Raw genomic sequence first — 14445 nt, 5'->3', positions numbered from 1 at the left:
CCGCCCCCGGCGAGGGGCACCATATGAAACTTTGCTCGCTAACTTGACCGCAGAGCAGGAAGCGATCCGTCGCGCATGACGCATGGTCGGTCCGGGCCACAGCTAACCCTCACCGGCCGATATTTACGAAATGACCGCCCTGCATACGCTTTCCGGCTTTCGCCATTTTCATCCCTGAAGACCATCAGCTTAAATCGTCTGCTTAGTGATGGAGGAATGGCGCCATGACTGGTCCCGGGAAAAGTGCAACAAAGCGGACGATCCGCCGCAAGGAGCTGCGCGAAATCGTACCTCTGGCCGACAGCACAATCTATGAAATGGAACAACGCGGGCAATTTCCACGACGTTTCGCTCTCACCCCTCGGTGCGTGGTTTGGGATCTGGCCGAAGTAGAAGCCTGGCTGCAGGCTCGCAGGGCAGTTCCGATCCCCCGAGCGAGTCCTCCTGATGTGCGTTTACGGAAAACCTCTCCTGCCAAAGTGCGAGATCGGGCACAAATACCGTAAGCATAGGGGACGACTGCCACGGTGCGGTGTCGATGATCAACCGTTCCGGCACACCATGATGCCGATGATGATCAGGAGTAAAAAGCGTGCGGAGCTTGCTGCCTATGATCGGCATGATGCCGTCTGCTGTCGCGGTCATCAGACCCTCGAAAACAGCCATTATAAAAGCTATTTTCCTCACAGAAGCTCGAAACAGCTAATTTGTGAGGCAAAATGATTGACCTGAACGATCTTGGGAATGAGATTAAGAATGCCAGAAACCAGCGAAAGCTAGCACGGGAGAAACTTGCCAAGCTTTCCGGGGTCAGCCGGGCGAGGATCGAGGCGCTTGAGAATGGCAGGATATCCGACATGGGATTCAAACGCGTGCTCACGCTCATGAACGTTGTAGGGCTCGATTTCCAGCTAACGACCTTCAACAACAAGCGCCCGACACTCGAAGACATCATGGAGGAGGAGGATGCTGCGCGTTTGGGTAGGTAGCAGAAGCCAGTCGGCGGCCTGGACAGATCCGGCAAACGTGGTTCGACTTTCGTCTACGATGTGGGGTTGCCGGAGTGCAGCCGAAGGTCCTGGTGCGAGCCAGGGAAGATGGTCCGTCCGACGGACGCCAGTGGCTTACTAATGCCTGGCAGTAGTGAGTCCCGAACCGCCTCGCCATATTATTGTCCAGCTATAAAATCTGCGCCACAAAGTTCCATATTAATGCGTAGCAGGAACAACGAACTCGGCAAACGTCGGGCCAGAACATGCGTGATGCGCCATACAATCTCGTATGGATCAAAGGGCCGGATCAGGCTCCAAAATCGGCATCGACGGCGGGATCAGTGTCGGCACATGTTTCTTGCCACCGACCCAGGCATCGACGATATCCGACCATTCTTGCATCATGTGGCGGCGTTGCACCTCATATTCGGCCTTGTTGTAGACACCGCGCGACGAGCGCCCGTCCTCGTGCGCCAGGCATTTCTCGATCCAATCGCTGTTGAAACCAAGTTCATTCAACAGCGTCGAGCCCGTTCGCCGCAGGTCATGAACCGTAAACGGCTCCAGAGGCAGTCCGCTCGCCTTCGCCCGTTCGACGACTGCGTAGGTGATCCGATTAAACGTGGCACGCGACATCGGGGCGTCCGCATCGTACCGCGACGGAAGAAGGTATCTGGAATTCCCTGCACAGGTCTTCAGGGCAATCATGATGTCGAGCACTTGGCCCGATAGGTAGACGTTATGCGCCTTCGACCGCTTCATGCGTTCCTTCGGGATGGTCCAGACCGCGTTTTCGAAGTCTACCTCGTCCCACACCGCGTCCTGCAGCTCGCTCTTGCGTACCATTGTGAGCAGATAGAGCCGCATTCCCAAACGGATCGTGGGAAGTGTGGCGATATGCTCAAGCTGCTTCAGCATCACTCGAATTTCCGAAGGCGAAAGTGAACGGTCCTTTGGAACGAACTTAGCGATCGATGCAGGCCCAACGTCGTCAGCCGGATTGGCCACCTTCTCCCCGTGCAGGATCGCAAAGCTGTAAATCTGCTTCAGGATGTCTCGTACGTGAATAGCTGTCGCTGGAGCACCACGTTCGACAATGCTGCCGCAGTGGGCTCTCAGATCGTCCGGGGTGATTTCCGTAAGAAGGCGATTGCGCCAGACCGGAAGAAGCTCTCGCTCGAAGATGGAGCGCCGCATGGCGCGCGTGCTGTCGGCCATCGGCGCGGCTGTGAGCCACTTCTCCCCGAACTCGCCAAAACTCTTAGCCTCTTTCAGGCGGCGCTTCGCGCGCTGCTTCTCGATGGCCGGCGATCGTCCCTCGCGAACAGCGCGCTTCGCGTCAAGGCACTTCTCTCGAGCCAAGGCGAGCGAGATTCCGTCCCGCCCATACCTGCCGAGATAGACCGTCTCGCGACGTCCGTTGAGCCTGTAATCCAGCCGAAACGAGATCGCGCCACTGGGCATGACCCTGATGTACATGCCGTCTCGGTCTGCAATCTTGTAGATTTTCTGTTTTGGTTTCAGCGCCTTAAGGGCGGCATCCGTCAGCATGCCTACTGCCTCCTGAAAAAGTACCGTCAGCACAACTTTGAGGCTTCTCGGCAGAGAATTCCTTTTTTCTTCAATGCCTTATGGGGCAAAAAAGTACCGTCCCTAGCCTCATTGACTGTGACAGTACTCAGAAAATTTTGGGTGGACAATATGTATGCGACCCGTCGGTCGCTCCGTCACAGCCAATCTCTGCGTACCAATTGTCGCTGATTGTCTTCAGAGAGATTTATTTTTGGTTTCAGTACGTTACGTCGCAGATTGGCGTATTTTCGGCGGCGTTTGAGTGGGCCTGAATCATTCCCACTCGATAGTTCCAGGCGGCTTCGACGTCACGTCGTAGACGACGCGGTTGATGCCGCGGACTTCATTGATGATGCGGGTGGCGGCGGCGCCGAGGAAGGCCATGTCGTAGTGATAGAAATCCGCCGTCATGCCGTCGACCGAGGTGACGGCGCGCAGCGCGCAGACGAACTCGTAGGTGCGGCCATCGCCCATCACGCCGACCGTCTGCACCGGCAGCAGCACGGCGAAGGCCTGCCAGATGGCGTCGTAGAGGCCGGCCTTGCGTATCTCGTCGAGATAGATGGCGTCGGCCTCACGCAGGATCTCCAGCTTTTCGCGGGTGATGCCGCCCGGGCAACGGATGGCGAGGCCCGGGCCGGGGAATGGATGGCGGCCAATAAAGCTTTCGGGCAGGCCGAGTTCCTTGCCGAGCGCCCTGACCTCGTCCTTGAACAGCTCGCGCAGCGGCTCGACCAGCTGCATGTTCATGCGCGCGGGCAGGCCGCCGACATTGTGGTGCGACTTGATCGTCACCGACGGGCCGCCGGTGAAGGAGACGCTCTCGATGACGTCGGGATAGAGCGTGCCTTGCGCCAGGAATTCGGCGCCGCCGAGTTTCTTGGCCTCTTCCTCGAACACCTCGATGAACAGCCGGCCGATGGTCTTGCGTTTTTTCTCCGGGTCCGACTCGCCCTCGAGGGCGTCGATGAACCGGTCCGACGCGTTCACCAGGATGAGCGGCAAATTGTAATGCTCGCGGAACATCGCCACCACGCCCGCGGCCTCGTCCTTGCGCATCAGGCCGTGGTCGACAAGGATGCAGGTCAGCTGGTCGCCGACCGCTTCGTGGATCAACAGCGCCGCAACGGAGGAATCGACGCCGCCCGAAAGCGCGCAGATGACCTTGCCCTTGCCGACCTGCTTGCGGATCGTCTCGACCGCGTGCTCGCGGTAGGCGCGCATGGTCCAGTCGCCTTCGATGCCGGCGATGTTGTGGACGAAGTTCCTGAGCAGCCTGGCACCGTCGGGCGTATGCACCACCTCGGGGTGGAACATGATGCCGTACATCTTGCGCTCGATGTTGCCGAAGATGGCGAAGGGCGAGCCCTCGGACTTGCCGAATACTTCGAAGCCCTTGGGCAAGGAGATGACGCGGTCGCCATGGCTCATCCACACCTGGTGGCGCTGGCCGGGCGCCCACAGGCCCTCGAACAGCGGGCTGTCCTTTTGAATCTCGACGAAGGCGCGGCCGAACTCGCGATGGTCGGAGCTTTCGGCGACGCCGCCCATCTGCACGCACATGGCCATCTGGCCATAGCAGATGCCAAGCACCGGCACGCCGGCGTCGAAGACGATCTGCGGCGCGCGCGGGCTGCCTATATCGCCGGTTGAAGCCGGACCGCCGGACAGGATCACCGCTTTCGGATTGATGCGCTTGAATGCCGCTTCGGCCGACTGGAACGGCACGATCTCGGAAAACACGCCTGCCTCGCGGATGCGGCGGGCGATGAGCTGGGTGAACTGGCTGCCGAAATCGACAATCAGGACGGTGTCGGGATGATTGGCTGTTTTCATGGCGAGCGTTTAGAGAAAGAAACGAGTCGGCGCAATGGGTTGCGTAGCCCGACTTTCAGGCTGGTCTGGCATCTTCATGGGATGGTTCCGTCCGAAGAGCGCCGTCGCCGATTGCCTGTTCAAGCCGTATGACGGCGTCCGCCAGCTTCTCGTCGATGACTTCAAGATATTCGGTCCAGTCGCCGACGTGCCTGAGATCGGCAGCGCCATCGGAGATGCCGCGCAGCCCGATCAGCGGGATGTCGAACAGTTGGCAGGCGCGCAGGCAGGCGAAGGTCTCCATGTCGACCATGTCGGCGGTAACAGCGTCATAGGCCGCGCCAGTGATGATCGCGCCGCCGGTCGACAGGGTCGCCTGCCTGATGTCCGGTATCTTGAAGGGCAATGGCACGGTTACCGGCAGGTCGAGGAAGGGTGTGGCGCCCTTCTCGAAGCCGAGCGGCGAAGCGTCGATGTCACGGTAGCTGACCGAAACCGCCTGGTAGATTTCCGTCTGCTCCAGCGTCCGACTGCCGGCTGAGCCAAGCGAAACAACGAGATCCGGCAGTGCTTTTTGCGATTTCAGCCAGGAGAGTTCGGCACCCAGCCTGACGCCGGCCTCGACCGGGCCGACACCGGTCATCAGCGGCGTGAACAGCTGCTTGAGGTGCGGACCGTATTCGGCCTGCGCCGCCATGACGAAGAGGACGTCCTTGCCTGACAGGCGCGACACTTTACCAGTCATGATCTACCTCGCTACTCAATCAATCACCTACGCCGGAGGTAAGAACGGTGACGTGCCCTCACCGGTGCCCAGCCCTCCGCTATGGCTCCGGGCGTTCGTTGCTCGGAATGCCCATCTGGGCTTTCCGTCCGCTTCACGGACCGCACCTCACCCTTCGATGCCATCACGCCCGACTACCGTCATCATGGTGCCGGTCATGGTGGCGATCAGCTTGGCCTCGCCGTCGGCTGCAAAGGCGTAGGCCTGGCCGTCGGCAACGATGATGGTGCGGCCGGGCTTGGTCACCGAGCCGCGGAACAGGAAGCGCTCGCCGCGGCCGGGCGCCAGCAGATTGACCTTGAACTCTATGGTCAGCACGCCGGAGTTTTCCGGCATCAGCGAGAAAGCGGCATAGCCGCAGGCCGAGTCCAGCGCCGTCGAAATGACGCCGGCATGCAGGAAGCCGTGCTGCTGGGTGAGTGCCGCCGAATAGGGCATCTCGATCTCGATGATGCCGGGCGTCACCAGCGTCAGTTCGGCGCCGATCGTGGCCATCGCCTTCTGGCGCGCGAAGGAGGTCCTGACGCGATCCTCATAGTCCGGGGCGGGTACTATCTTTGCTGCCATGGCCGCTGCCTTCCTTATGCGGGTAAGCTTATTGCAGAGCCATGGACGGCAGGCAAATGCTTTTGCTGCACTGCAGCAATCGGCTCCGTCTTCCGGTTGGCGACACGATCTGTCAGGGATTGGCGACACCCAATCGGTTTCAGGCCGATCTGCGCAACGCGCAGAAGTAAAATCCATCGGTGCCGCTCAGCGCCGGCGACAGCGAGATGTCGCCTTTGGCGCCGATGCGCGCGGCCGCCCGATGGCCGGGAAAACGGCTGTCCCAGAGCACGCGATGATCGACTGGGGCAAAAGCGCTGTTACGGTCCCGGAAGGCCGCGACCTGCTCGCCATTCTCTTCATCGAAGACCGAGCAGGTGATGTAGACCAGCAGGCCGCCCGGTTTGACATAGGCCTTGGCCGCATCGAGGATCGCCGATTGCTCGCCCTTGCGGGCATCGAGCTGTCTTTGCGTCAGCCGCCATTTGGCGTCGGGACGGCGGCGCCATGTGCCGCTGCCGGTGCAGGGGGCGTCGACCAGCACGATATCCATGTGATTGCCGAGCGGCGCGAGTTCTGTGGGCTTGGTGACCACCTGCACATTGCGGTTTTCCGAACGACGGATGCGGTCGAAGATCGGCGCCAGCCGTGCTTTTTCGGCATCGTGGGCAAAGATCTGGCCACGATTTTCCATCGAAGCCGACAGTGCCAGCGTCTTGCCGCCGGCGCCGGCGCAGAAATCCAGCACCTGCATGCCGGCTTCGGCCCCGGCAAGGGCGGCCGCGATCTGCGAGCCTTCGTCCTGGACCTCGAACCAGCCCTTCTGGAAAGCCGGCTCGGCCTGCACGTTCGGGTGCCGGCCGTCGCCGTCGATCGGCGGGATGCGGATGCCGTGCGGGGCTATTGCCGAGGGTTTCGCGCCGGTTCCTGTCAGTTCGGCCAGCACCTTGTCGCGGTTGGCCTGCAAGGTGTTGACCCTGAGGTCGAGCGGCGGGCGCGTTGCCAGCGCCGCGCCCTCGTCAGCCCAGGTCGGGCCAAAGGCTCGCTCGAAAAGCGGCGCGCACCAGTCAGGAACATCCGCCCGCACCGCGTCCGGCGCGTCGGCGAGCCGATGGTCGGCGATGGCCTGAAGCTCGGCAGCGGTCAGCAGCGGCGGTGCGAACTTGTCGCCATCGAGGGCGCCGTTGAGCGACTGGGCGGTCTGGCCCCATTCGAGCAGCAGCGCGCCGAAGCCGATGGCGCGCGGCGTGTCCTGCCCCAGCAGCCAGCCGGCGGAACGCTTGTGGCGCAGGGCGTCATAGACGATGTTGCCGATCGCCGCACGGTCGCCGCCGCCGGCGAAGCGATGCGACAGGCCCCAATCCTTCAGCGCGTCCGCCACCGGCCGGTGGCGCCGGCCGATGTCTTCCAGCACTTCGATGGCCGCAGCCAGCCGTCCGCCCAGTCGCATGGTCTTGTTCCGTCACGCAGAAAATTATTCCGGCCCTGCTCTAGAGCGCGCAACCGGCGCGCACAAGCAGGTCGGCCGGCACAACCGCTCTGCTTTCCAACTTTTCTGGTTGCGAATACTGTTCCGGTTGTGATTCGCGGCGCGGAAAAGGTGGACCGGCGGATCGACACGAGGAGAGGGCAATGAAGACTTATCTGGCGGAAGTTCTAGGCACATTTCTATTGGTGTTCATCGGTACGGCTTCTGTGGTGACGGGCGGCTTCGGCGGTGCGTTGCCGCTCGGCCAGGAAGGCATCGGTCTGGCGTTCGGCATCGGCCTCATCGCGGCAGCCTATGCAATCGGTCCCATTTCGGGCGCGCATCTCAACCCTGCGGTGACGCTGGGTGTCTTCCTTGCCGGCCGGCTGCCGGCCAAGGATGTCATCCCCTACTGGATCGCGCAGGTCATCGGCGGCGTCCTTGCTTCGCTGGCATTGTGGATCATCGTTTCCGGCCAGGTTGGCGGACACACCACCGGCTTCGGCGCCAATGGCTGGGATGTGACGAAATGGGGCGTCAGCTCGGCATTCCTGTGGGAAGTGATCGGCACCTTCACCTTCGTCACCGTGATCCTTGGCGTCACGGCTGAAAAGCACTCGACGGCGTTCGCCGGACTGGTCATCGGCCTGACGCTGGCAGGATTGCACTTCGCCATCATCCCGGTGACCGGCACGTCGCTCAACCCGGCCCGCTCGATCGGCCCGGCGCTGTTTTCGGGAACTGCCGCGATCGGCCAGCTCTGGCTGTTCATCGTTGCACCGCTGATCGGCGGCGCCATTGCGGGTGCTGTCGCCAAGGCGCGCATCTTCGAGAAGGACTGAGCTCTTCGGAAGGCTGAACAAAAAAGGCGCGGGCCCTGGCCAGCGCCTTTTTCTTTGGTGGATCCTCTCTTGGGTGGATTCTCTCTTGGGTGGATTCTCTTGCCGTCAAAGCACCCGCGACAGGAACTCGCGGGTTCGGGGCGATACCGGATTGGCAATCATCTCGCGCGGAGCGCCGCGTTCGATGATCACGCCGCCATCCATGAAGACGAGCTGATCGCCGATCTCCCGGGCAAAGCCGATCTCGTGGGTAACCACGACCATCGTCATGCCGCTTTCGGCCAGATCGCGCATGACCTGCAGCACCTCGCCAACGAGTTCGGGGTCGAGCGCCGATGTCGGCTCATCGAAGAGCAGGACCTTCGGCTTCATCGCCATCGCACGCGCGATGGCGACGCGCTGCTGCTGACCACCGGACAGTTCCCTCGGATAGCGGTCGACCTTGTCCAGGAGACCGACGCGCCGGAGCAGGATCTCAGCTTCGGCTTTTGCCTGGTCCGGCGGGGTGCGCCGCACCTGCGTCGGCGCCTCGATCAGGTTCTCCATCACGGTCATGTGGGAGAACAGGTTGAACGACTGGAACAGCATGCCGGTCTCGGCGCGCCGCTGACAAAGCAGGTCGTCCTTGACCTCGTAGAGCCTGTCGTCCCTGAGGTCGTAGCCGACGAACTGGCTGTCAACGAGCAGGATGCCGGCGCTGAGCTTCTCGAGATGGTTGATGCAGCGCAGGAACGTGCTCTTGCCGGAACCCGAGGGGCCGATGACACAGGCGACCGATCCGACGGGTACGTCGAGATCGACACCCTTGAGAACCTCGAGCGGACCATAGGATTTGCGCACGCCGCGCGCGAAAACCATGGAGTCGGCCGGGACGCCGAAGCGGGCGCGATTTTCGTCCTTCACGTCGCTCATCGGGACATGCCCCGCAGGCTGATGACATTGCGCAGGAAGCGCAATGTCATGGGATCGCGGCGCGTGTCGCTGCGACCAAAATGGCGCTCGAGGAAATGCTGCCCCACCGACATGATGCTGACCACCGCGAGATACCAGAAGGCGACCACGATCAGGAGCGGGATCGTCTCGAAGGTGCGCGCATAGATGCTCTGGGCCGAATAGAACAGGTCGTCGACGGCGATGAATGTCACCAGCGACGTCATCTTCAGGAGGTTGATGGCTTCGTTGCCGGTTGGCGGCAGCACGAAGCGCATCGCCTGGGGCAGCGTGATGCGCTTCAGGATCATGCGGTAGGGCATGCCAAGCGCGCTCGCCGCCTCCGCCTGGCCCGACGGCACCGACTTGATGCCAGCCCTGATGATCTCGGCCATGTAGCCCGCCTCGCACAGGGAAAGGGCAACGACGGCAGAGAAGAACGGGGTCATGAAATCATTGGTGCGCACGGAAAACAGCGTGCCTACAAAAGGGATGGTCAACGAGACTTCGCGTATGAGCAGCGATAGGTTGAACCAGAAGATCAGCTGTATCAGGGCCGGTACGCCACGGAAGAACCAGACGTACAGACCAGCGAATGAACGCAGCACCGGGCTTGGCGACACGCGCATGATGGCGATGACCGTGCCGACAATGATCGCCAATATCATGATCACCGCGGTCAGCATCAAGGTGTTGCCGAGGCCGCGCATGACAGAGGGATGCAGGAGGTAGCCCACCACCGTGGGCCAGGCAAAGGCGGGATTGCTGGCGAAGGCCCGGATGATGAGGAATGCCACCAACAGGGCCAGCCCCGTGCCGACCCAGATGCCGTAGCGGCGCTGCGGCACGACGGTCAGGCGCGAAACCGCCTCGGCGACGCCTGGCTCGATGCGTATCTCGTTTGGGTGGGCCACGCCCATCGCTGGTTCTCCTGGTCTTGATCCGGAAGCGGCGCCCGGCACGAGACCGGACGCCGGACAACCGCTATCGCATCAGCCCGAAAATCGATTTCGGAAAGCATGATCAAAGTTTTAGAACAAAGTGCGTCGGAACGGACGCGCTTTGTCAGTCGGCGCGCAGCGCCTCCATGGTGCCGACGAAATAGGGCTCCTTGATTGCGTAGGCGCCCATGCCGTATTTGTCGAGAACAGCCTTGTAAGTGCCATTCTTGAACAGCTCGGAGAGTGCGCCCACCATCATGTCGGCGGTCTCCTTGTCGTCCTTGGCGATCGCCATGCCGAGCGGCGCGACTTCGTAGAGGGTCGGCAGCACCACGAGCTGACCCTTGCTGGTGACCTCGAAATAGCTCGATGCGGTCGCATCGTCCATGCGGGCGTCGACGCGGTCGGACAGCACCGCCTGGACGATATCCGTCGACGAGTTGAAGACCGATTTCTCGATGGCTGCCTGGCCCTTGCCGGTGCAATCCGTGCTCAGCTTGTCGACCAGGAAATCCGATGCGCTGCCTGCCGAAACGCCGATCCGCTTGCCGCAGAGCGGGGTGTCGCCGCTGAAACTCGCCTTCTTGTCCGGCGACGTCGAAACAGCCAGCCCGGCCTTCAGGAACATGACGAAATCGACCTGCTTGAGCCGCTCGGGCGTGGCCGAGAACGTCTCCCAGGCGACCTTGAAACGGCCGGCCGCCAGCCCCGGTATCATCGAGGGGAAAGGTGTGCGCGCCACGTCCAGCTTGGCGCCGACCAGCTTGGCCACCTCACCGGCCAGTTCTATGATGATCCCGGTTTGCTTGCCGTCGGCGTCGAGATACTCGAAAGGCGCATAGTCCAGCGTGTTGGCGACGGTCAGCATGCCGGTCCGCTGGACCTCGGCCGATTTCATCACCTCGGCGGCGCCTGAAGGTCCGCTCCAGGCTATGGCCAGTGCGGCCAGCGCCAAACCTGCCATCTGCAAATGTGCTCTCATTTTCGTTCCCCTTTTTTGATTACAACGGTTCCTGCAGTCTGCTCTCCAATCCGGGCCTCGCGTCCTCATCGACGCAGCCAAGCATCGATCCGTCTATGAACCGGCTGCCTCCGCCGCCTTTTTCTTGCGGTAGTGGTAGTTCTTGTCGATGCGCTCCATCAGATAGTCGCCGTAGAGCACCGGCTCATATTTCGGCCGGCTACCGGCCGGCACGCAGACCGGCAGCGCCTCGATCGTTTCATCCATGGACGGGTCGAAGAAAAACGGCTGGGAATAGCGCTCGCGCCCCGACCGGTTGATGACGCGATGCGGCGTCGAGACGAACTGGTCGTTCGACCAGCGCGCCAGGATGTCGCCGACATTCATCACGAAGGAGTCGGGAACCGGCGGCGCGGGAACCCAGTCGCCCGCCTTGTTCTTGACTTCCAGGCCGCCGACATTGTCCTGCGCGAGCAGTGTGATGAAGCCGTAATCGGTGTGAGGGGCCGAACCGAAAAGCCCCTCCTCATGCGGCTGCGTCGGGTAGTGCAGCAACCGCAGGAAGGTTGTCGGCTGATCGAAATATCGGTCGAGACTGTCGGTCGGAAGTCCAAGCGAAAGGGCGATGGCGCCGACCATCTTGCGTGCGAGTGTGCTCATCTCATCGACATAGCGCTCAATCGTCGGCCTGAAACCGGCAAGCGTTGCCTCGTCCGGCCACTGGTTGGGCCCCTGCAGCGGCTTGTCGGCCAATGCCCTGGGGTCGTCGTCCTCGACCTCGTGCATGAAGAAGATCGATTCGCTCTGGTTGGGCTTGCTCACGGTCGCCACCGACGACGTCACGATCGTCGAGCCGGCAAAGGGCAGGTAGCCGCGGAAATTCCTGTCGATCTTCAGCGCCAGTTTCTGCTCCTCGGGCAGAGCGAAGAAGCGCTTGCTGGCTTCGCGAACCGCCTCGACGTCGGCGCGCGGGATCGGGTGCCCGACGACATAGAGGAAGCCGATCGTCTCAAGATGCCGGCGCAGTGTCGCCGCTGTCGCTGCGATCGCATCCTGGTCGCCGCCATAAAGCGCCGACACATCGAGGATCGGAATTTCGGAAAAGTCGCCGCGTGCGTCCATTCGAACACCTTGTCTTGAACATAAGATACAGTACTGTATTTCTACACATCCAAATCGCCTCAGCAATAGGCTTTCGAACGCAACGGGAAATTCGCGACACAATGGCACCACGCAAGATAATCATCGACACCGATCCTGGTCAGGATGACGCGTTCGCGATCCTCTTCGCGCTTGGTTCGCCGGGCGAACTCGAGGTGGTCGGCATTACGACGGTGGGCGGCAACGTGCCGCTCGCCCTGACGTCGAAGAACGCGCTCAAGGTCGTGGAACTGGCCGGGCGGCCCGATGTGCCGGTCTATGCCGGCTGCCCGGCGCCGATGGTGCGCAAGCTGATCACGGCCGAGTATGTCCACGGCGAAACGGGCCTCGATGGCGCCGATCTGCCCGAACCCGTCACGCCGCTGCAGGGCGAGCACGCGGTCAACTACCTGGTGCGCACCATCATGGATGCGCCGGAAGGCGAACTGACCGTCTGCACGCTCGGCCCGATGACCAACCTGGCCATGGCCATGACCATGGAGCCGAAAATCATCCACCGGCTGCGCGAAGTCGTGCTGATGGGCGGCGGTTTTTTCCAGGGCGGCAATGCCACGCCTGCCGCGGAGTTCAACATCTTCGTCGATCCACATGCCGCGCACAAAGTGTTCGACAGCGGCGTTCCGGTGACTATGGCCGGCATCGATTGCACCTACACGGCCCTGATGACGCCTGAATGGCTCGACGCCCTGCGTGCCACCGGCAGTCGCGCGGCGATCGAGGCCGCCAACATGGCCGACTTCTATCGCCAGTATGGCACCCACAAATTCGCAACGGCGGCGCGCCCCATCCACGATGCGTGCGTCACCGGCTACCTGCTGGCCCCCGGGATCTACGAGCAACGCCAATGCGCCGTGACGGTCGATATCGTCTCGCCGGAGACCATAGGCATGACCGTCGTCGACTGGTGGCACGTCACCGGCCGCCGCAAGAACTGCAACGTGCTGCGCCGAATCGATCCCGCGCCGTTCTTCGCGTTGATGCTGGAGCGGATCAGTGCACTGCCCTGAAAATGCGTGTTCAGCGATAGACGGTGACACGGAGAATTGCGAAGCAGGCAGGGGTCGGTTCGATTGGCGAATCGGCCTTGCGCGTTGCGCGCGGCGACGAAGGTCTCGAATCTCATGAACGGGAAAGGCGCGCTGGCGAAAACGAAAAAACCGCCTCGACCGGCGGTGCGATCAAAAGCGGCGCGGCAGACGCTGAGCCGGGAGGCCTGGATCGCGGCGGCGCGCAAGGTGCTGGAAAAGCGTGGCATCGGCGAGGTCAAGATCGACCGCCTGGCGCAGCAACTGAAGGTCACGCGCGGCAGCTTCTATTTCCATTTTGCCAGCCTGGCGGACCTGCGTGGCGGCCTGTTGCAGGAATGGCGAAACAGCAACTGCGCGCCGTTCTGGGCAATGCGCGAGATCCACGACATAGACGGCCTGCAATTCTTCACCGACATCGTGCATGTCTGGGTGGATGAAGCCCCTTTCAGTCCCCTGCTCGACCTGGCCGTGCGCGATTGGTCGCGGACGTCGAAAAAGCTCGCTCAGGAAGTCAAGGATATCGACGATCTGCGCATCGCGCTGCTCATCCGGTCGTTCCGCGCCATGGGCTATTCGGAAGACGAGAGCATCGTGCGGGCGCGCATCACCTATTTTCACCAGATCGGCCAGTACGCACTGTCCTTCAAGGAAGACCCGGCCGTGCGCCGCCGCTACCAGCCGCTGTTCGGAGAAGTACTGCTCGGACCGCTTGTCCAGGAACCCGGCACGGCGCCGCGGCCGACGGAGATACGGGGCGGACGGCGTTAGGAACCGAAAACGGCCCCTCCGGATGCTCTAGGAAGCGGTCGCGCCGTCTGCGATGGCTCGCGTCGCGTTCTGGTGAGGACGCAGCAGAAAATAGAATGCGGCGATGTGGGTGATCATCAGCAGCGGCACGTAGATGATCGGGATCGCATAGGCGGCACCCAGCAGCTCCGCACGTTCGGGCAGGCCGACCTGGATGGCGTGGTAATAGTCGACGACGAGCTCGACCGTGCCGACGAGATTGAAGGCGACGACCAACAGCCAGAAGAGCCGCGGTAGCCTCACCGTGAGCAGCGCCAGCATGGCCAGCAGCCCTGTTGCAAAGTCACCATAGGCAGCGAACACGGCGAAGCCGGCTGGGAGATCGGGGCTTACGACGCCCGGCAGGATGAAGACGAGCCCGAAGAAGCGGAAACTGTGCAGGGTGGCGATAGCACGTTGCGCCGCGACCCGGTCCATTGAGCTCAGCCACGGCAGACCGTATGCGCCGAAGCAAAGCAGCCACGCGACGTAGCCTAGAACGAGATGGGTTTGGAACACCATTTCCGTGGACATCTGGCCTCCTGTCAGCAGCTGTGGTTCACCCGCCCCAGCTTCAGTCGGTTACATCTAAGCCCGCTTTCATAGTTCGACTATCCGC

15 protein-coding genes are annotated in these 14445 nt (G+C 61.9%); 5 read left to right on the top strand and 10 right to left on the bottom strand.

Features of this window, described 5'->3' with window-relative positions:
- The first annotated feature begins 224 nt into the window (after nucleotides 1-224).
- Both EOA16_RS00690 and EOA16_RS00685 read left to right on the top strand, forming a co-directional pair.
- Nucleotides 225-506 (top strand): AlpA family phage regulatory protein, encoded by a 282-nt coding sequence (locus EOA16_RS00690; RefSeq protein ID WP_127254827.1) that lies wholly within the window; start codon nucleotides 225-227, stop codon nucleotides 504-506.
- 213 nt (nucleotides 507-719) lie between these two features.
- Nucleotides 720-989, top strand: coding sequence for a helix-turn-helix domain-containing protein (locus EOA16_RS00685; protein ID WP_127254825.1), 270 nt, complete (start codon nucleotides 720-722; stop codon nucleotides 987-989).
- 297 nt (nucleotides 990-1286) lie between these two features.
- Here EOA16_RS00685 and EOA16_RS00680 read toward each other — a convergent pair whose 3' ends face one another.
- From EOA16_RS00680 to EOA16_RS00660, 5 genes are all read right to left on the bottom strand, one after another.
- Entirely contained in the window at nucleotides 1287-2543 is a 1257-nt protein-coding gene (locus tag EOA16_RS00680; RefSeq protein ID WP_127254823.1) for a site-specific integrase, read from the bottom strand.
- A gap of 294 nt (nucleotides 2544-2837) precedes the next feature.
- Complete coding sequence (guaA, locus tag EOA16_RS00675; protein WP_027035553.1) at nucleotides 2838-4400, bottom strand: glutamine-hydrolyzing GMP synthase; 1563 nt, start codon at nucleotides 4398-4400, stop codon at nucleotides 2838-2840.
- A gap of 55 nt (nucleotides 4401-4455) precedes the next feature.
- Nucleotides 4456-5124: a 5'-methylthioadenosine/S-adenosylhomocysteine nucleosidase gene (locus EOA16_RS00670; RefSeq protein WP_127254822.1), complete on the bottom strand. Its 669-nt coding sequence runs from the start codon at nucleotides 5122-5124 to the stop codon at nucleotides 4456-4458.
- Nucleotides 5125-5271: 147 nt separating this feature from the next.
- The gene (locus EOA16_RS00665; RefSeq protein WP_013530371.1) at nucleotides 5272-5730 is read right to left on the bottom strand and encodes a PaaI family thioesterase; all 459 of its coding nucleotides are present in this window, start codon (nucleotides 5728-5730) and stop codon (nucleotides 5272-5274) included.
- A 139-nt stretch (nucleotides 5731-5869) separates the two neighbouring features.
- Nucleotides 5870-7159 carry an RsmB/NOP family class I SAM-dependent RNA methyltransferase gene (locus tag EOA16_RS00660; RefSeq protein WP_127254820.1) on the bottom strand — a complete coding sequence of 430 codons (1290 nt, stop codon included), beginning with the start codon at nucleotides 7157-7159 and terminating at the stop codon, nucleotides 5870-5872.
- A gap of 182 nt (nucleotides 7160-7341) precedes the next feature.
- On the opposite strand from EOA16_RS00660, the gene EOA16_RS00655 reads away from it, so the two are divergent.
- Nucleotides 7342-8019 (top strand): MIP family channel protein, encoded by a 678-nt coding sequence (locus EOA16_RS00655; RefSeq protein ID WP_127254819.1) that lies wholly within the window; start codon nucleotides 7342-7344, stop codon nucleotides 8017-8019.
- A gap of 105 nt (nucleotides 8020-8124) precedes the next feature.
- Here the strand turns inward: EOA16_RS00655 and EOA16_RS00650 are convergent, their stop codons facing one another.
- The 4 genes from EOA16_RS00650 to EOA16_RS00635 form a co-directional block, all read right to left on the bottom strand.
- Nucleotides 8125-8931, bottom strand: a complete 807-nt coding sequence (locus EOA16_RS00650; RefSeq protein ID WP_127254817.1) for an amino acid ABC transporter ATP-binding protein — start codon at nucleotides 8929-8931, stop codon at nucleotides 8125-8127.
- A complete protein-coding gene (locus EOA16_RS00645; protein ID WP_127254815.1) occupies nucleotides 8928-9869 on the bottom strand; it encodes an amino acid ABC transporter permease in 942 nt (313 codons plus the stop codon). Before EOA16_RS00645 ends, EOA16_RS00650 begins: the two co-directional genes overlap by 4 nt.
- 145 nt (nucleotides 9870-10014) lie before the next feature.
- A complete protein-coding gene (locus EOA16_RS00640; protein ID WP_127254813.1) occupies nucleotides 10015-10872 on the bottom strand; it encodes an ABC transporter substrate-binding protein in 858 nt (285 codons plus the stop codon).
- Nucleotides 10873-10965: 93 nt separating this feature from the next.
- Nucleotides 10966-11973, bottom strand: a complete 1008-nt coding sequence (locus EOA16_RS00635) for a 2-oxoglutarate and iron-dependent oxygenase domain-containing protein (protein WP_127254812.1) — start codon at nucleotides 11971-11973, stop codon at nucleotides 10966-10968.
- A gap of 101 nt (nucleotides 11974-12074) precedes the next feature.
- Here EOA16_RS00635 and EOA16_RS00630 point away from each other — a divergent pair, with 101 nt between their 5' ends.
- Both EOA16_RS00630 and EOA16_RS00625 read left to right on the top strand, forming a co-directional pair.
- Nucleotides 12075-13019, top strand: a complete 945-nt coding sequence (locus EOA16_RS00630; RefSeq protein WP_127254810.1) for a nucleoside hydrolase — start codon at nucleotides 12075-12077, stop codon at nucleotides 13017-13019.
- 114 nt (nucleotides 13020-13133) lie between these two features.
- Nucleotides 13134-13808, top strand: a complete 675-nt coding sequence (locus EOA16_RS00625) for a TetR/AcrR family transcriptional regulator (protein WP_127254808.1) — start codon at nucleotides 13134-13136, stop codon at nucleotides 13806-13808.
- Between the two features lie 27 nt (nucleotides 13809-13835).
- On the opposite strand, the gene EOA16_RS00620 is transcribed toward EOA16_RS00625, so the two are convergent.
- Nucleotides 13836-14360 (bottom strand): hypothetical protein, encoded by a 525-nt coding sequence (locus EOA16_RS00620; protein ID WP_127254806.1) that lies wholly within the window; start codon nucleotides 14358-14360, stop codon nucleotides 13836-13838.
- Nucleotides 14361-14445: the final 85 nt, after the last annotated feature.

This window comes from Mesorhizobium sp. M7A.F.Ca.US.008.03.1.1, from assembly GCF_003997495.1.
In the GTDB taxonomy this organism is placed as follows: Bacteria; Pseudomonadota; Alphaproteobacteria; order Rhizobiales; family Rhizobiaceae; genus Mesorhizobium.
The sequence above is the reverse complement of the archived record's forward strand: the minus strand, read 5'-3'. Positions and strand labels throughout refer to the sequence as shown.